This is a genomic window from Pseudomonas sp. R19M, assembly GCF_050312585.1.
Classification (GTDB): Bacteria; Pseudomonadota; Gammaproteobacteria; order Pseudomonadales; family Pseudomonadaceae; genus Aquipseudomonas; species Aquipseudomonas palleroniana.
Map to the genome: position 1 here is coordinate 40,207 of NZ_JBNPJV010000043.1, position 15,346 is coordinate 55,552.

General features: G+C 60.0%; 15 protein-coding genes. 11 read left to right on the forward strand and 4 right to left on the reverse strand.

The window, feature by feature from the left end; translation table 11 throughout:
* The first annotated feature begins 79 nt into the window (after nucleotides 1-79).
* The 4 genes from ACQRBT_RS08065 to ACQRBT_RS08080 all read left to right on the forward strand — a co-directional run bounded on the left by ACQRBT_RS08065 (nucleotide 80) and on the right by ACQRBT_RS08080 (nucleotide 4,910).
* The gene (locus tag ACQRBT_RS08065; protein WP_412046533.1) at nucleotides 80-1,024 is read left to right on the forward strand and encodes a LysR family transcriptional regulator; all 945 of its coding nucleotides are present in this window, start codon (nucleotides 80-82) and stop codon (nucleotides 1,022-1,024) included.
* A gap of 724 nt (nucleotides 1,025-1,748) precedes the next feature.
* Nucleotides 1,749-2,738, forward strand: coding sequence for a ThiF family adenylyltransferase (locus ACQRBT_RS08070; protein ID WP_412046532.1), 990 nt, complete (start codon nucleotides 1,749-1,751; stop codon nucleotides 2,736-2,738).
* The gene (locus tag ACQRBT_RS08075; protein WP_412046531.1) at nucleotides 2,738-3,199 is read left to right on the forward strand and encodes an HIT family protein; all 462 of its coding nucleotides are present in this window, start codon (nucleotides 2,738-2,740) and stop codon (nucleotides 3,197-3,199) included. The genes ACQRBT_RS08070 and ACQRBT_RS08075 overlap by 1 nt, the downstream gene beginning before the upstream one ends.
* A 103-nt stretch (nucleotides 3,200-3,302) precedes the next feature.
* Nucleotides 3,303-4,910 carry an alkaline phosphatase family protein gene (locus tag ACQRBT_RS08080; RefSeq protein WP_412046530.1) on the forward strand — a complete coding sequence of 536 codons (1,608 nt, stop codon included), beginning with the start codon at nucleotides 3,303-3,305 and terminating at the stop codon, nucleotides 4,908-4,910.
* Nucleotides 4,911-4,999: 89 nt separating this feature from the next.
* On the opposite strand, the gene ACQRBT_RS08085 is transcribed toward ACQRBT_RS08080, so the two are convergent.
* Nucleotides 5,000-5,905 carry a TauD/TfdA dioxygenase family protein gene (locus ACQRBT_RS08085; protein ID WP_161547644.1) on the reverse strand — a complete coding sequence of 302 codons (906 nt, stop codon included), beginning with the start codon at nucleotides 5,903-5,905 and terminating at the stop codon, nucleotides 5,000-5,002.
* Nucleotides 5,906-6,057: 152 nt separating this feature from the next.
* Here ACQRBT_RS08085 and ACQRBT_RS08090 point away from each other — a divergent pair, with 152 nt between their 5' ends.
* Nucleotides 6,058-6,978, forward strand: a complete 921-nt coding sequence (locus ACQRBT_RS08090) for a LysR family transcriptional regulator (RefSeq protein ID WP_412046529.1) — start codon at nucleotides 6,058-6,060, stop codon at nucleotides 6,976-6,978.
* A 103-nt stretch (nucleotides 6,979-7,081) separates the two neighbouring features.
* Here the strand turns inward: ACQRBT_RS08090 and ACQRBT_RS08095 are convergent, their stop codons facing one another.
* Nucleotides 7,082-8,083, reverse strand: coding sequence for an ABC transporter substrate-binding protein (locus ACQRBT_RS08095; protein WP_060755547.1), 1,002 nt, complete (start codon nucleotides 8,081-8,083; stop codon nucleotides 7,082-7,084).
* Between the two features lie 287 nt (nucleotides 8,084-8,370).
* Between ACQRBT_RS08095 and ACQRBT_RS08100 the strand changes: the two genes are divergently transcribed.
* Both ACQRBT_RS08100 and ACQRBT_RS08105 read left to right on the forward strand, forming a co-directional pair.
* Entirely contained in the window at nucleotides 8,371-9,981 is a 1,611-nt protein-coding gene (locus tag ACQRBT_RS08100) for an ABC transporter permease (RefSeq protein ID WP_412046528.1), read from the forward strand.
* Nucleotides 9,978-10,793 carry an ABC transporter ATP-binding protein gene (locus ACQRBT_RS08105; RefSeq protein WP_104995192.1) on the forward strand — a complete coding sequence of 272 codons (816 nt, stop codon included), beginning with the start codon at nucleotides 9,978-9,980 and terminating at the stop codon, nucleotides 10,791-10,793. The genes ACQRBT_RS08100 and ACQRBT_RS08105 overlap by 4 nt, the downstream gene beginning before the upstream one ends.
* Here ACQRBT_RS08105 and ACQRBT_RS08110 read toward each other — a convergent pair.
* The gene (locus ACQRBT_RS08110; RefSeq protein ID WP_104995191.1) at nucleotides 10,780-11,850 is read right to left on the reverse strand and encodes a fatty acid desaturase; all 1,071 of its coding nucleotides are present in this window, start codon (nucleotides 11,848-11,850) and stop codon (nucleotides 10,780-10,782) included. The two genes, ACQRBT_RS08105 and ACQRBT_RS08110, sit on opposite strands and share 14 nt — an antisense overlap.
* A gap of 101 nt (nucleotides 11,851-11,951) precedes the next feature.
* Here ACQRBT_RS08110 and ACQRBT_RS08115 point away from each other — a divergent pair, with 101 nt between their 5' ends.
* From ACQRBT_RS08115 to uraH, 3 genes are all read left to right on the forward strand, one after another.
* Nucleotides 11,952-12,956 (forward strand): AraC family transcriptional regulator, encoded by a 1,005-nt coding sequence (locus ACQRBT_RS08115; protein WP_104995190.1) that lies wholly within the window; start codon nucleotides 11,952-11,954, stop codon nucleotides 12,954-12,956.
* Between the two features lie 112 nt (nucleotides 12,957-13,068).
* Nucleotides 13,069-13,542: a GlcG/HbpS family heme-binding protein gene (locus ACQRBT_RS08120; protein ID WP_104995189.1), complete on the forward strand. Its 474-nt coding sequence runs from the start codon at nucleotides 13,069-13,071 to the stop codon at nucleotides 13,540-13,542.
* A gap of 25 nt (nucleotides 13,543-13,567) precedes the next feature.
* On the forward strand, nucleotides 13,568-13,978 hold the full coding sequence (gene uraH, locus ACQRBT_RS08125; protein ID WP_090367577.1) for a hydroxyisourate hydrolase: 411 nt from the start codon (nucleotides 13,568-13,570) through the stop codon (nucleotides 13,976-13,978).
* An 8-nt stretch (nucleotides 13,979-13,986) separates the two neighbouring features.
* Here uraH and ACQRBT_RS08130 read toward each other — a convergent pair whose 3' ends face one another.
* On the reverse strand, nucleotides 13,987-14,673 hold the full coding sequence (locus ACQRBT_RS08130; protein WP_060755540.1) for a Crp/Fnr family transcriptional regulator: 687 nt from the start codon (nucleotides 14,671-14,673) through the stop codon (nucleotides 13,987-13,989).
* Nucleotides 14,674-14,756: 83 nt separating this feature from the next.
* Between ACQRBT_RS08130 and ACQRBT_RS08135 the strand changes: the two genes are divergently transcribed.
* Nucleotides 14,757-15,284 (forward strand): DUF962 domain-containing protein, encoded by a 528-nt coding sequence (locus tag ACQRBT_RS08135; RefSeq protein ID WP_205344064.1) that lies wholly within the window; start codon nucleotides 14,757-14,759, stop codon nucleotides 15,282-15,284.
* The last annotated feature ends 62 nt before the right edge of the window (nucleotides 15,285-15,346 follow it).

Below are 15,346 nucleotides of genomic sequence, written 5' to 3' on the forward strand. Positions count from 1 at the left end.
ACTGCATAAGAGATTGCCTTTATAAGGAGTCGACCTGATGCATAGCCAATGCATTTCCCGGATATTTTTGATGTGAAAAATGCATATCGACCTGCGCCAGCTTCGCCACTTCATCGCCCTTGCCGAACACCGCAGTTTTGTCGCCGCGGCGTTGGCCGTGAGCCTGTCGCAGTCAGCGTTCAGCCGTAGCATCCAGGCGCTGGAACACAACGCCGGGTGCCAACTGGTCGATCGTGGGCGCAAGGACCTGGCGCCCACCAAACAGGGCCAGGTCCTGCTGGAACATGCACGCCGCCTGGTCAGCGGCGCACAGCAATTGGCCAACGAGATCAGCCAATTCAATGGCCTGGAGGCCGGTGAACTGCGCTTCGGTTGCGGGCCGGCACCGGCCGGCGGGTTGGTCCCCCGCGCCATCGGCAGTTTTATCGGGCGCTACCCCAAGGCCCGCGTGCAATTCCAGGTGGATGACTGGCAAAGCCTGAGCAAACGCCTGCTCAGCGAAGAGTTCGAATTCTTCGTCGCCGACACCCGCCACTTCGAAGCCAACCCGGACTACCACACCCACCGCTTGCGCCCACGCCGCTGGTACTTCTGCTGCCGCGCCGGGCACCCGCTGGCCCAGCGCGAGAGCGTGAGCGCCACCGAGCTGATGAGTTACCCCCTGGCCGTGACCATCCGCCCGCCGAACCTGCGCAAAGTCATCGTCGACCTCAGCGGCCGCCCGGATTACCTGCCCAACGTGGAATGTGAAAACGGCTACAGCCTGATGGGTGTGGTACTGCGCTCGGACGCCATCGGTATCGTCAGTGCCAACAGCGACGTGCTGCACATGGCCCGGGGCGAATTGGTGTGCCTGACCATCGATGGGCTGGCGGAGGACCTGGAGGAGCGTTACACCCGCTACGGCATTGTCAGCCGGGCGGGCTATCGGCTGTCGCCGCTGGCGGAGGCGATGATTGAGCAGATCAAGGAAGTGGATGAACAGGATGAGGATGTCTGTTCATTGGAAAATTTTGCAGTTTGATAGATCGTAAAAATTAAGCAGGGCGTTGGCCTAATGTCAGTCAGTTAAGCGATAGAACGGACGATGGATAACCCGTGGGAGGGGCGGTGACAGCGTTAAGCCTTAACTGACTGGCATTAGTGCGTTAGCCGCCATTTAAAACCATGGACGCACATTATTAACAAGCAACCATTATAAAGTTCACAAACACATAACAAATATCTAATATTCCCTTAACATTCAACAAAGCCATAAAAAATCAAATCACCCACAAGTACAGTTCCGATAGAAATCTTCGCACCTATCTGTACGATTTTTTACTAAATGTAGGACTACTCCTTCAAAAACCGAAAGGCTCTTAGGAAATTTCGGAAAATATATCTTTCTTTTGACTCATCGCACATCTTAATTCTAGATTATCGGAGCAATACAAAACCTCACCAACCACTGAAGGAAATACAGATGAGCGCAAAAATGAAGAGTAGCGTCGGTATCGCCGCCTTACTTTTAGGCACCTCTATTTTCGCTGAAGCCAGTGTAAAAACTGACCCTTCACCCGTAGTCACTCAACCTCCGGCAACACTCTCAACTCCGAAGGATACTGTTTCTCTCGCTGTAGCGTTTTTCGATGGAGGATGTGACGGCGGCGTTATATCGAGAAGTAGCTTACGCTGCAATTAAACTTCGCCTCGGCAATGACGCTGCATATAGGCGTCATTGCCCTATCCACCACGGAGTTAAATAAATGCTTAACCCTAAACAGGAATTTTGTCTCTTTGATAGCTCAGGCAAAGCTATTGGCGTCATTGCGCCATCAATCTTTCATGCACTGGTTGATGGAAAAACAGTTATAGATGGCCCCGCAGGCTCATTCCAGATTTCAGAGCAAACTCCCCTCGCTCTGGAGCAGGGATTGCGTCTCGCAGGAGCCTTAATTCCAGGTTCACCGGACGAAGTGAAGGCTGTCAGCGACCTTTTGCATGACCCTGCCACTAGCCGCACAACGAGTTTCTTCCTTTGCAAAGCAAAAACATGTGCTGACTTATTAAATGATATGCGGATAATCAAGTCCTCAAAAGTATTTGTCATTGGATGCGGAGGAATAGGCAGCAGCCTGGCTCTACTTCTGGCTGGAAGCGGCATTAAAAACCTAACATTGGCTGACGCAGACATCATCGAAAGCAGTAATCTGAACCGGCAACTATTTTGGAGAAAGAAAGATATTGGGCGCGCGAAGACAGACACTCTCCAACGAGAGATAAATGATAGATTCGAAGACATCAAAACCAAAACGATACGCGCTGAACTTAGTTACAATGAAATTATTGAGCTTTCTAAGTCCAATCATTTTTCTGCGATCGCGATCACGGCAGACAATCCCCCCACATTAGTATCCAGGGCAAAAGAAATAGCAGCCACCCTAAAAATACCCGTGGTAAGCGGAGGCTACTTGCACAGCCACTGCACAGCTTATTTTTTCTCTGGAAAAGATAATCTTCATACTATTGCAGACGCACCATGCGCGACGCCTTGGCAACGGCTTCCTCACGCCATAATGCCGAGTTTTGGCCCACTGAACTTCAACATCTCTGCACTTCTAGCCTCCGGAATACTTACTTCCATCGCAACCAACTCGTTTGGTGAACAACGGTCACACTATATTGAATGGAATGCAGCCCAATCACCGTTGGAGTACGCAACCCACTATTTCGAAGAAACTCAAGAGGTTGTCTGATGGACTGTATCTTCTGCAATATCGCCCAAGGCACCGCTCCTTCTCATGTGCTATGGGAAGACGAAACCCACATGGCCTTTCTCTCCATCCTCCCCAATACCCCAGGTTTTAGTGTCGTCATTCCCAAGGCTCATCACGGCAGTTATGCATTTGCCGAGTCGGACAAAGTGCTTAGTGATCTGATCATCGCGGCCAAAAGGACTGCGCTGCTGCTGGACAGTGCGCTGAAGGGTGTCGCGCGGACCGGCATGATTCTGGAGGGATATGGCGTTGACCACTTGCACGCCAAGCTCTTCCCGATGCATGGGACTGGGGAAGAGAGCACGTTCAAGAAGATCAGCTCAAGCGTAGACAAATTTTTTGATCACTATGAGGGCTATATCTCCTCTCATGACTCAGCCAGGGCTGACGATTCGGTGTTGGCTGAGCTGGCCACGCACATCAGGTCTTTTGCCGATTGAGCACGATGCGTGCGCTGCATAAAAACCATTCGCCAAATGCACTTGCCGATCACCCGACCGAACGGCGAAAACGTAAGCCTTTCCTCCGTTCGGTGCCCTTGCCATGCCTCAGCCAAAACCCCTGCGCAACGTGCTGTACATCATGTGCGACCAACTGCGTCGCGATTACCTGTCGTGCTACGGCCATGCCCACCTGCACACGCCGAATATCGACCGTCTCGCCGCAGCCGGCGTGCGTTTCAGCCGGGCCTATACCCAGGGCACCATCTGTGGGCCGTCGCGGATGTCGGCGTACACCGGGCGCTATGTCAGCAGTCATCAAGTGGCGTGGAACGCCGTGCCGCTGCCCCTGGAAGAACTGACCATCGGCGATTACCTGCGCCCCCACGGCATCCGCACCGCGCTGGTCGGCAAGACCCACGCCACGCCAAACCTGGAAGCCTTGCAGCGCCTGCATATCGACCCCGACAGCGCACAGGCCGAGCCGCTGAATGAGGTCGGCTTCGACGCCTACTTCCGGCACGACGGCATCTACCCCGACAGCCCGTTGTTCGAAGACAAGCGCGAGTCAGCGCCTTACACCCACTACCTGCGCGAAAAAGGCTACGACGGCACCAACCCTTGGCATGAATGGGCCAATGCCGCCGCCGGTGAAAACGGTGAGGTGCTCAGCGGCTGGAGGATGCGCAACGCCGGGCTGCCTGCGCGCGTCGCCGAAGCACATTCGGAAACGGTCTACACCACCGACCGCGCCATCGACTTCATTCGCGAGCAAGCTGAGCAACCGTGGTGCCTGCACCTGTCCTACATCAAGCCGCACTGGCCCTATATCGCCCCGGCGCCGTATCACGCGTTGTACGGCATCGAGCATATCCAGGCGCCGATCCAGCCGGAGCACACCAGCGATCACCCGGTATACCAGGCGTTCCGTCAGCACCAGGAGAGCGTGAATTTTTCCCGTGACGAAGTGCGGCTCACGGTCATTCCAACTTACATGGGCCTGATCAAACAGATCGACGATCAACTCGGCCGGCTGTTCGATTATTTGCAAAGCAACGGCCGCTGGGACGACACCTTGATCGTCTTCACCAGTGACCATGGCGATTTTCTGGGCGATCACTTCCTCGGGGAAAAAGAGTTCCTGCTGGAGCCGGCGGTGGGCGTGCCCTTAATCGTGCGCGACCCACGCGCAAGCGCCGATATCACCCGTGGTTCAGTGGACGAACGCCTGGTGGAGACCATCGACGCGCTCCCCACTTTCCTCGACGCCCTGGGCTTGCCTGCGGCCGACCATCGCCTCGAAGGCCGCTCGCTGATCCCGCTGTTGCACGGCGCCCCCGTGAGCTGGCGCAACTACGCCATCGCCGAATACGACTACGCGTTCCAGGCCCCCGCCCGCGAACGCCTGGCGCAGCCTATCGACCGCTGCCGCATGACCATGGTGCGCAGCGAACGCTGGAAATACCTGGCGTATGACGGCTTTCGCGCACAACTGTTCGACCTGGAAAACGACCCGCAGGAAGTGCACGACCTGGGTGCCGACCCCGCCTATGCGGCGGTGCGCGAAACGCACCTGGGTTATCTGTTCGAGTGGCTGCGCGGCTTGAAGCGGCGCACCACCATCAGCCACACGGAGATCGACGTGCGTGGCCGGCAGTTCAGATACGGTGAGCCGGAGGCGGAAAAAGTGGTTCAAATCGGGGTTTGGTAGGCCCTTCGGGAGCTACAAGCTTTCAGCTTTTAGCTACAAGTAAGAGCCAGGTGGCTTTTACTTGTAGCTTGTCGCTGAAAACTTGCCGCTCAAAGTCCCTTTGTCGTCTGACTGCGCTGCCCCTGCACACTCACCGGCACGTCGCCCTTGAGCGTCACCCGACGCACGATGCGCTCCTGGGTACCGTAGTCATCCACCGCGTAATGCTGGGTGGCGCGGTTGTCCCAGATCGCCACGTCGCCGGTGTTCCAACGCCAGCGCACGGTGTTCTCCAGGCGGGTGACATGGCTTTGCAGCAGGTTGAACAGCTGTGTCGAGTCGGCCTGGGAATAACCCTTCAGGCGTTTGACGAAGTGCCCCAACAGCAGGGTTTTCTCACCACTGACCGGATGCACACGTACCACCGGGTGTTCGGTTTCGTACACCGTGGAGGTGAACACCTTGCGGTATTCCTCAAGCTTTTCCACCGACACATCCGGCTTGCGCCCGGCGTAGTCGTATTCGTTGCTGTGCACCGCCCACAGGTTGTCGGCCAGTGCCCGCAGTTCGACGCTGAGGTCGTTGTAGGCGCTGGCCGTATTGGCCCAGACCGTATCGCCACCCGCCTTGGGGGCCAGCACCGAACGCAGGATCGAGGCTTTGGGGTAGGCGTCAACAAAGGTCACATCGGTGTGCCAGGAGTTGGCGCGCTGGCCGCGCGTGCCGTCCAGCTCCAACAGAAAGCGCGTGCCGTCACGGACCGGCACCGTCGGGTGCGCGATCGGTTCGCCGAGCAAGTGGGCGAAGGCTTCCTGGCTCTGGTCATCCAGGTGGGTCTGCTCGCGGAAGAAGATCACCTTGTACTGCACCAGGGCCTGCTGGATGGCCTCGACCGTCGCGGCGTCCAGCTCCCCAGACAGTTTGATGCCACGGATCTCGGCCCCTATACGCCCGGCGACCGGGTGGATGTCCAGTGCCTGGGAAACGGGTTGAACAGCGAATGCGGCGTTGCTCATGGTGACGACCCTCTTGTGCGCTCTATTGATATGCAATTTAGATCTAGCAAATCAACAGATGCTTCGTTGACGGAATAAGAGCTTGCATTTAAAACCTCAGCTCCCAGGGTCGCAAATGCCTTCGACCTATTTTTCAGATGCCGGGAAAGCATATGGATCTTCGCCAACTTCGGTACTTCATCGCCCTCAACGAACACCGCAGTTTCGTGCGCGCAGCAGACGCCATGGGTATCACCCAACCGGCGTTCAGCCGCAGCATCCAGGGGCTGGAACAAGAGTTCGGCTGTGTGCTGGTAGACCGTGGCCACAAAGACTTGCGCCCCACACCGGAAGGCCAGGTGGTGCTGCAACATGCCCTGAGCCTGGTGCATGGCGCCGCCTTGTTGAGCAGTGAAGTGACGCGCATGACCAAGCTTGACGCCGGCGACCTGCGCTTCGGTTGCGGCCCGGCTCCGGCCGTGAAACTGGTACCCGATGCGGTGGCGCGCTTTATCATCGACCACCCGAAAATCCGCACGCATTTCCAGGTGGATAACTGGGAAAAACTCAGCCGCGCCCTGAGCCGTGAAGAGATCGAATTCTTCATTGCCGACATTCGTCAGTTCGAAGCCGACCCGAACTTCCAGACCCGCGCACTGACGCCCAAGCGCGGCGTATTTTTCTGCCGTCCGGGCCACCCGCTGCTGGCCAAGGACAGCCTGTCGACCAACGACATGTTCGACTACCCGCTCGCCTCCCCACTGATCTCCCAAGGCATCCGCAAGCTGCTGGCGAACCTCAGTGGGCGCATGGACTTTTCACCGAGTATCCAGACCGAGCATTTCCCGGCGCTGGTGAAGATCGTGCTGCAGTCCAATGCCATAGGGGTGGGCACCGAGGAAGCGTTTGCCGAAGACATCGCCCGGGGCACCCTGGTGCTGCTGCACTGGCGCAATCTGCCGCAGAACATGGAAACCATGAGTGCGCGATGCGGCGTGGTCAGCCGCACCGGCTCGCGGTTATCACCGGCGGCGAAGGCAATGATCGAGACATTGGTGGAGGTGGACAGCCAGGCCGTTCGTGTCGCGGTTTGAGGGCCTCATCGGGAGCAAGCCCCCTCCCACACTTGAAGGTATCCACAGATCAACTGTGGGAGGGGGCTTGCTCCCGATGGCGATAGCCCAGACCCCCAAAACCTCAAAGCCCCGCCGCCGCCAGATTCGGCACCACCCAATCACTCACCTGGAATGGCTTGCGAATCAGCCGCTCCTTCGACGCCAAGTCCACCGCATTCTGTAATTTGCCAAGGAACACCGGGTCCAGGGTCGAAGGGAAAATCTCGCTGAGTTTCTGGTCCTTCAAATCGTTGGTCAGGATCACGGCGGGGTAACTGGCGCGTTCCGACACCAGCTCGATGTAAGCCTGCTTGTGGTTGTCATCGGTCAACCACTGCACGGCCTGCTGCTGGGCCTTGAGCAACTTCGCCACGACCTGCGGGTGCTCGTCGACAAATTTGCCGCTGCCCACCAGCACCGCCTGGACACTGCCCGCGCCGCCCAGGTCCTTGGTGGTCAAGGGGATCTCAGCCAGGCCCTTGGCCTGCAGCGCGCTCAGGCCCGAGCTGCCCCAGGTGGCGTCGATCTGCTTGGCCGCCAGCGCCGCCACGGCGGCATTGAAGTCCAGGTTGATGACCTTCAGGTCTTTCTCGCTCAAGCCTTGGCTGGCCAAGGCAGCGTCGAACGACAACTGGCTGGCCGTGCCCCGGAACACTGCAACGCGCTTGCCCTTGAGATCCTGCAGGGTCTTGATGCCCGAACCCGGCACCACGCCGAGGTAGTGCTTCACACCTCGCGCCGAGGCACTGAGCAGGCGGGTATCCAGGCCATTGGAACGTCCGATGATCGCTGCAAGGTCGCCCAGGTAAGCCAGGTCCACCTGGCCATTGGCAAACGCTTCATTGATCACGGGGCCGGCGCCCTTGAAGTAATTCCACTGGATCGTGATGCCTTGGTCGGCAAAAGCCTTTTCAAAAATCTGCTGGCTGTGCAGTACGTCGGTAATGCCACCGCCACTGTGCTGGCTGCCGGCACTCAGGTCAGGCACGGCGATGCGGATTTCCTTGAGGTCGGCGGCGTGCACCAGGCCGGCCAACGCGGTGCCCGCGAACAGCGTGATCAGTCGTTTGAAAGGCAGTTTCATAAGCTCAGCTCCTGGTGGGCGTAGGTCGCCTGGGGAGCAGAAAGTAGGCATAGGCCGATAAAAACTTTAAATACTATAAATTCACAATTTAATAGCTTTTAGCACTATGCAAGCTAAACCGCTGGCTCCAGAGGGCTATGCATCAACAGCATCGAAAATATTCTTCGAATGCATTGGATGCGTGTCGGGCGGAAGCTTTAAATGATTTTCTTATCCCCCAATCATCTTGATTGAGCTTTTGTAAGATCAAAATCACATAAAGCCCTCGGCAACAACGGAGGTCCTCCATGGCCCGGATTTCACTTTTGAGCCTACCGCTCGCGGCCCCCTCCACCGATGCGGCCAAAGGTGCGGCGCGGCGCTGGCCGAACCTTGGCGAACGTCTGTTGCCTTGGCTGCTGCCCCTGACGTTATTCGCACTGTGGTGGTTAGCCAGCCGCAATCACTGGATGAGCGAGCAGATCCTGCCGCCGCCTGCGCTGGTGTGGAGCAGCGCAGTGGAACTGGCTGGAGGCGAGCTGTGGAGCCACCTGGCGATCAGTTTGCAACGCCTGTTCTGGGGGTTGCTGGCCGGTATTGGCATCGGGGCTTTACTGGGCGCTTTGCTGGGGTTCAGTGCCCGCGCCGAGCGCCTGGTATTCCCCACCTTCAGTGCGCTGTCACAAGTGCCGACGCTGGCCTGGATTCCGTTGTTCATGGTGTTTTTCGGCATCGGTGAAACCCTGAAACTGGTGGTGCTGGTGAAGGCGATCGTGGTGCCCGTCACCCTGCACACCCTGGTCGGCGTACGCGACGCCCAGCCCACGTTGCGCGAAGCGGCCCGCGTGCTGCGCCTGCCCGCTCACCTGCTGATCCGCCGACTGATCCTGCCCGCCGCGCTGCCGGCGTTCATGGCTGGGGTGCGCCTGGCGCTGGCAGCCGGCTGGACATCGTTGCTGGCGGTGGAACTGCTGGCCTCCAGCGAAGGCATCGGCTACCTGATGGTCTGGGCGCGCCAGTTGTTCATGCTCGATATTGTCTTCGTATGCATCGTGGTCATCGGCGTGCTGGGTGTGGTGATGGATCGTGGCGTCGGCTGGCTGGATCGCCTCTGGGTGCACTGGCCCCACCCGGCCACCGCGCAGATCCGGCGCGGGCCACGCTATACCGGTTGGCAGCGCCTGCAACCGTGGCTGTTGCCGCTCCTGTTATTGGCGTTGTGGCAAGTCGCGACGCAACAGGCGTGGGTAGACCCGAACATTCTGGTCAGCCCGTGGACCGTGCTGCACAGCGCGATCGCCGGCGTGCTGGATGGCAGCTTGAGCAGTGCGTTGGGCAAAAGCCTGGGGCGCACGCTCGCCGGCCTGCTGCTGGGCGGCGGCCTGGGTTTTGCCGTGGGCCTGTGGCTGGGCTTGTCGCGACGCAGTGAGCGGGTGCTCGGCCCATCGTTGGCCGCGTTGCGCCAGATCGCGATTTTCGCCTGGGTGCCGCTGTTGACCGCCTGGTTCGGCCTGGGTGAAGGGGCCAAGTCGGTGTTTATCGCGCTGGCGGCATTTTTCCCGCTGTTTATTGCCACCCAACGCAGCGTCTTGAACCTGTCACCGCAGCTGCGCGAAGCCACGCAGGTGCTGCGCCTGAACCTGTTCCAACGCCTGCGCCACCTGGTACTGCCGGGGGCGGCGGCGGGCATTTTCGCCGGCCTGCGCCTGAGCCTGATTTACGCCTGGCTGGGCACCATCGGCGCGGAATACTTCATGCCTTCCAACGGCGGTATCGGCAGCCTGATGATCGGCGCCCAGCAGCTGTTGCGCATGGACCTGATCATGAGCGGCATGCTGTTGGTCGGCCTCACGGGCGCCACTCTCAACCTGATCGGCCAACGCATCGAAACCCGCGCCACCCGCTGGAGACACGTATGAACACAGCTATCGTCAGCTTCAACCATGTGGGCAAAACCTTTGATGTGGACGGCTTCCCGCTGGAAGCCATCCGCGAATTCAACCTGGACATCGCCGAAGGCGAGTTTGTGGCGATTGTGGGTTCCAGCGGCTGTGGCAAATCCACCCTGCTGCGCCTGCTGGTGGGGCTCGACACGCAGTTTCGCGGTGAGATCCAGGTCGACGGCAAAGCCGTGCGCGGCATCGGCGGGGAGCGCGGCATCGTGTTCCAGGAGCACCGCTTGTTCCCCTGGCTGACGGTGGCGCAAAACATCGGCCTGGGCCTGGTCAACGAAGCGCTGAGCGAAGCCGAACGCGACCGGCGCATCAGCGACTTTATCGCGCTGGTCGGCCTGACTGACTTTACCCGCGCCTATCCTCACCAATTGTCCGGCGGCATGGCGCAACGGGTCGCCATCGCCCGTGGCCTGGTGGCCAGCCCGCGCATCCTGTTGCTGGACGAACCGTTCGGCGCCCTGGATGCACTGACCCGCCAACAGATGCAGGACGAGTTATTGGCTATCCGCACCCGTGCCAGGATCACCACGGTGCTGGTGACCCACGATGTGGAAGAAGCGATTTTCCTCGCCGACCGCGTAGTGGTGATGGAGCCCCGGCCAGGGCGGATCAAGCAGGTGGTGGACATCGCCTTGCCGCATCCGCGCCAGCGCAGCAGCTTCGAGTTCCACCAGTTGCGCGAAGAGCTGTTGCACGAACTGACCAGTGATGGCCATTACCAGCCGCCCGTGCGCGAGCAGATCCGCGATCTGCCCCTGGCCTTTATTGCTTGCTGAAAGACAGCGCGGCGTCGGGGCGCTCCTGGCGCTCAAAGCGATTGGCACGGGCAAACGTGCCGAAGTCATTGAAGCGCACGCCCATCTCGGCCATGACCTTGTGGGCCACCTTGGCCGTCATCTGGCGAATGTAAAACGGCTCCTTCACCACAAAATGGTGGATGCCATGGGTGCTGCCGAAGTTGAAGCAGAACGCCTGCAACGGCCACAACCACCAGGGGTTCAACACCTGGGTCTGCTGGATCACATTGCCCAGCTCCACATCACCGTAGTAATGCATGTTGGAGCTGACGAAGTGCAGGCAGAAGGTGCGCAGCACGTTGGGGCCGATGATCACCACGGCGGCGATGTCGATCACCTGCATCATCTGCAAAGTACCGTCGGACCAGCCAATCGGCGTGCCCATCAGGCCGGCAATGCCGTTGGCGGCATGGAAGCCCAGAAACACATACCACGCCCCCCAATGCAGTAGCGCCAGCGGTGCGTAGACCAGCAGCGAACGTTTCAGAATCTTCAATTTGTGGTTCCAGGTCTTGGCGCGCAGCATGCGGATAAACGCCGACATCACGTTGTCGCCCACCATCAGCAATCGCGCAAACCCCCAGGGTTCACCATTGGTGATGGCGCGCTCTTCCATATCGCTTTCGGTACCGGAGACCTTGTGGTGATTGAGGTGCAGGTGCCGGCGTATCCAGGGGTTGATCGTGCTCGGCCGCGCCAGCCACACCAGGCCCATCATCAGGTTGTGGGGCAGGCGCTGCTTGCGAAAGTACATGCTGTGGATCAGGTCGTGCTCCAACTCATGGGTCAATGAGGCCAGAAAAGCATTGAGCAGCAAGCACACCCACCAGGCTATGTGCCCGTTGATGTAGAGCGCCGCCGAACCCAGCATGCCGACCAGCGCAAACGCCAGGATGCCCGCGCCCAGTGCATCCTGATGCAGCAGCCAGGGGTGGCGCCGGCGCAGCCGCAGCCCTTCGGCCAGCACCACGTCACGGATGTGCGCCGAGCGTTGTTGTGCGTTCATCTGTTGGGGACTTGCAGAAGTACCGTCCATGCTTCCATCCTCTTGTCTATGGATAGGTGCATCCTGGCCCAAGCGGTGCGCCAGGGCATCAGCCCCACACGCCAACCTGTAGACCGCAAGCGCCAATCGCCATGACTGAACCCACCTCCCTCGCCAGCTGGACCCGCGCCTTGCGCAAACAGCTCGACGCCCTGGACCTCGACAGTGCCGCGTTGTGCGCGGAGGCCGGCCTCGACCCGCAGCAGATGGACGACCCGAATGCGCGCTATCCACTGTCGGCGACCACGCGCCTGTGGCAACTGGCGGTGCAGGCCAGCGGTGATCCGGCGATTGGCCTGCGGGTGTCGCGGTTCGTCAGCCCCACCACCTTTCATGCACTGGGCTATGCCTTGGTGGCCAGCGGCAGCTTGCGCGAGGTATTCGAGCGCATCGTGCGTTATCACCAGGTGGTCAGCGATGCCTTGACCCTGGAGTTGAGCGGCGATGGCGAGCGCTACCGCTTCCGTCTGTTGCAGCCGCCAGGCAGCCCGGCACCGGCGTTTGAAGCCATTGACGCGTTTGCGGCGATTTATGTGCGCACCTGCCGCAATCGCCTGGGCCGTGACTACGCTCCCTTGGCGGTGTACTTGCGGCGGCCCGAACCGGCCGACCCCAAGCCGTGGCACACGGTGTTTCGCGCGCCGCTGTTTTTCGGCGCCGCAGAAGACCGCCTGGAATTCGCCGCCCACGATTTCGATAGCCACTTGGACGATGCCAACCCCGAATTGGCCGAACACAACGAAACCGTGCTCAAACGCACCCTCGCCCAATTGCAACCGCTGACCTGGGAGCGCAAGGTGCGGGCCTCTATCGAGGCACAGTTGCCCGACGGTGAGCCGAGTGCCGAACGGATCGCCCAGGCACTGCACCTGAGCCTGCGCAGCTTGCAACGCCATCTGGCGGATGAAGGCTGCCGCTTCGATACCTTGCTCAACGACTGCCGGGAGAACCTGGCGCTATTGCACCTGCGCGACCCGCACTGTTCACTGGCTGAAATCAGCCACCTGCTGGGGTTTGCCGATACCAGCAGTTTCAACCGGGCGTTCAAGCGCTGGACGGGAATGACACCGGGGCAGTTTCGCGAGGGCTTGCGCTAGAGGATGCCGTGCCGGTTGCGGCCGGGTTTGATTACAAACCTGTCATTAAATTGTGCGGTTTCTGACCCTGTTCACCGCCTAGAGTGGCGACCTGTTTTCCGGAGTCGTCCTTATGCCTCGCCATGCCTTGTTCTTGAGCCTTGCCGTCTGCACCGGGGCGTTGGCCGCCCCGCCGTTGCCCCACCATGCCGACCTTGATCTGCATACTGCACGCCAACTGGCCGACGCCGGCCTTGAGCACTGCAACGCCGCGCTGACCGTCGTGGACCGCGGCGGCAACCTGCTGCTGAGCCTGCGCGCCGACGGCGTCGGCCCGCATAATAGCCTCGCCAGCCAGCGCAAAGCGTACACAGCGCTCTCGACCAAAACCCCGACCCGGCTGTTCGCCGAACGGGCGCGCAACAACCCCGAGGCCGCCAACCTCAATAGCTTGCCCGAGCTACTGTTGCTCGGTGGTGGCGTGCCGCTGTTTGCCGATGCACAACTGGTCGGTGCGCTGGGCGTTGCCGGCGCCGGTGGCGCGGCGCAGGACGAAACCTGTGCCGTGCAGGCCGCCCAACAATTGGGCTTGAGCATTTCCCTCTGATTTTCCCCCTGACAAGGAGTTCTCGATGAAAACCCTCAGCATCACCCTCGCCGCCCTCAGCCTCAGTGGCTTGTGCAACCTGGCCCTGGCCGATGGCAACCCGTTGAGCGTGCATGTACTCAACCTGGAAAATGGGCTGCCATCCGCCGGCGTCAGCGTGACCCTGGAGCAGCAGGTCGGCAATCAGTGGCAGCCACTGTCCGAAGGTGTCACCAACCAGCAGGGCCGTATCGCCGAACTATTCCCCGCCAACCGCAGCATGACGCCGGGTGAGTATCGCGTGGTGTTCAAGACCGGCGACTATTACAAGAAGGCCAACCGCGAGACATTCTTCCCCGAGGTACCGGTGATTTTCCAGGTCAAGCAGGCCGACCAGCATTACCACATCCCGCTGCTGCTCAGCCCTTACGGGTTCTCCACCTATCGCGGTTCGTAGTTCCCCGCTCAAGCGCCTGCGGCGCGCCGCAGGCCCTGCAAATCCAGGACTTCAATCGCGCCGTAACTCAGGCCGATGGTGCCCTGTTGTTCCAGGGCCTTGAGCAGACTGTTGGTGGTCTGGCGTGACAGGCCCAGCATCGCCGCAAGATCCTCCTGGGGCAGTTGCAGGGTGCGCCGCACCTGGTCTGTTTCACCGTAGCCCTCGGCGATCATCAGCAGCCGGTGGGCCAGGCGTGCGGACGCGGGCATCAGGCTCATCTGTTCGATATTGATCAACGACAGGCGCAGCTTGTGGCTCATCAACAAGGCCAGGTCGCGCCAATACGCCGGATGGTGTTCGAGGACACCAAGCAGCGCCATCTGCGGCACCTGCAACAGCATGCAGGCGCCCATGGCCAGGGCATCGTGGGTGCGCGGCAGGTTATCGAACAGGCAGATTTCGCCGAACCAGTAAGGCGTTTCAACCAGGCTCAATACCGCTTCCTTGCCTTGGGCATTCACCGCGCTGATGCGTACCGCGCCGTCCAGCACCGCATACAGGCCGCAAGGCGGGTCGCCACGCTTGAACAGGTATTGCCCGGCCTCCAGCTGCCGCAACCGGGCATGGGCCAGCAGGCTATGCTGAAAAGGCTCAGGCAAATGGCTGAACCAATGCCCGGCGGCCAGCCGTGAGTGCCATTGCTCTGTGTCCATGAGAACTCCGAAGATTGTCGGCCAGTTGACAGTCAGTCGCTGGCTGACAGGGCATGATCAAACATCCTACAGGAGGAACAACAATGAAAAGCCTCGTCGACCACCTCAGTCAATACGCCGCCTACCATCGCGACCCGCGCAATATCGCCAGCCACTTTATCGGCATCCCACTCATCGTGGTGGCGGTTGCCGTGCTGCTGTCACGCCCCGAGTGGGCGGTAGGCGGGCTGTGGTTATCACCCGCAGTGTTGCTGGCGTTGTTTTCGGCGTGGTTTTACCTGCGCCTGGAGCTGGCGCTGGGCGTGTTGATGACGGTATTGATGGGCTTGTCGGTGTGGGCCGGGCACGCACTCGCAGCGCAGAGCACGACGGTGTGGCTAAGCAGTGGCATCGGTCTGTTTGTGGTGGGCTGGGTGATTCAGTTTGTCGGGCATTACTACGAAGGCCGCAAGCCTGCGTTTGTGGATGATGTGTCGGGGCTGATCGTCGGGCCGTTGTTTGTGGTGGCGGAGTTGGCGTTTTTGCTGGGGTTGCGCCATGGCCTGAAAGAGCAGATCGAACAGCGCTCAGGCCCTGTGGCGCGCCGCGATCTGAAACCGAGAGAAGTCTAAAAGTGGGAGGGGGCTTGCTCCCGATGGCGGTGGATCAGCCAGCTTATCTGCCGCTGCCCCAC

Bases quoted from the DNA above. Each gene is read 5' to 3' on its own strand.
- ACQRBT_RS08130 (WP_060755540.1), bottom strand. From the start codon at position 14,673: ATGGACACAGAGCAATGGCACTCACGGCTGGCCGCCGGGCATTGGTTC.
- ACQRBT_RS08115 (WP_104995190.1), top strand. From the start codon at position 11,952: ATGACTGAACCCACCTCCCTCGCCAGCTGGACCCGCGCCTTGCGCAAA.
- ACQRBT_RS08090 (WP_412046529.1), top strand. From the start codon at position 6,058: ATGGATCTTCGCCAACTTCGGTACTTCATCGCCCTCAACGAACACCGC.
- ACQRBT_RS08080 (WP_412046530.1), top strand. From the start codon at position 3,303: ATGCCTCAGCCAAAACCCCTGCGCAACGTGCTGTACATCATGTGCGAC.
- uraH (WP_090367577.1), top strand. From the start codon at position 13,568: ATGAAAACCCTCAGCATCACCCTCGCCGCCCTCAGCCTCAGTGGCTTG.
- ACQRBT_RS08105 (WP_104995192.1), top strand. From the start codon at position 9,978: ATGAACACAGCTATCGTCAGCTTCAACCATGTGGGCAAAACCTTTGAT.
- ACQRBT_RS08095 (WP_060755547.1), bottom strand. From the start codon at position 8,083: ATGAAACTGCCTTTCAAACGACTGATCACGCTGTTCGCGGGCACCGCG.
- ACQRBT_RS08135 (WP_205344064.1), top strand. From the start codon at position 14,757: ATGAAAAGCCTCGTCGACCACCTCAGTCAATACGCCGCCTACCATCGC.
- ACQRBT_RS08110 (WP_104995191.1), bottom strand. From the start codon at position 11,850: ATGGACGGTACTTCTGCAAGTCCCCAACAGATGAACGCACAACAACGC.
- ACQRBT_RS08085 (WP_161547644.1), bottom strand. From the start codon at position 5,905: ATGAGCAACGCCGCATTCGCTGTTCAACCCGTTTCCCAGGCACTGGAC.
- ACQRBT_RS08070 (WP_412046532.1), top strand. From the start codon at position 1,749: ATGCTTAACCCTAAACAGGAATTTTGTCTCTTTGATAGCTCAGGCAAA.
- ACQRBT_RS08075 (WP_412046531.1), top strand. From the start codon at position 2,738: ATGGACTGTATCTTCTGCAATATCGCCCAAGGCACCGCTCCTTCTCAT.
- ACQRBT_RS08065 (WP_412046533.1), top strand. From the start codon at position 80: ATGCATATCGACCTGCGCCAGCTTCGCCACTTCATCGCCCTTGCCGAA.
- ACQRBT_RS08100 (WP_412046528.1), top strand. From the start codon at position 8,371: ATGGCCCGGATTTCACTTTTGAGCCTACCGCTCGCGGCCCCCTCCACC.
- ACQRBT_RS08120 (WP_104995189.1), top strand. From the start codon at position 13,069: ATGCCTCGCCATGCCTTGTTCTTGAGCCTTGCCGTCTGCACCGGGGCG.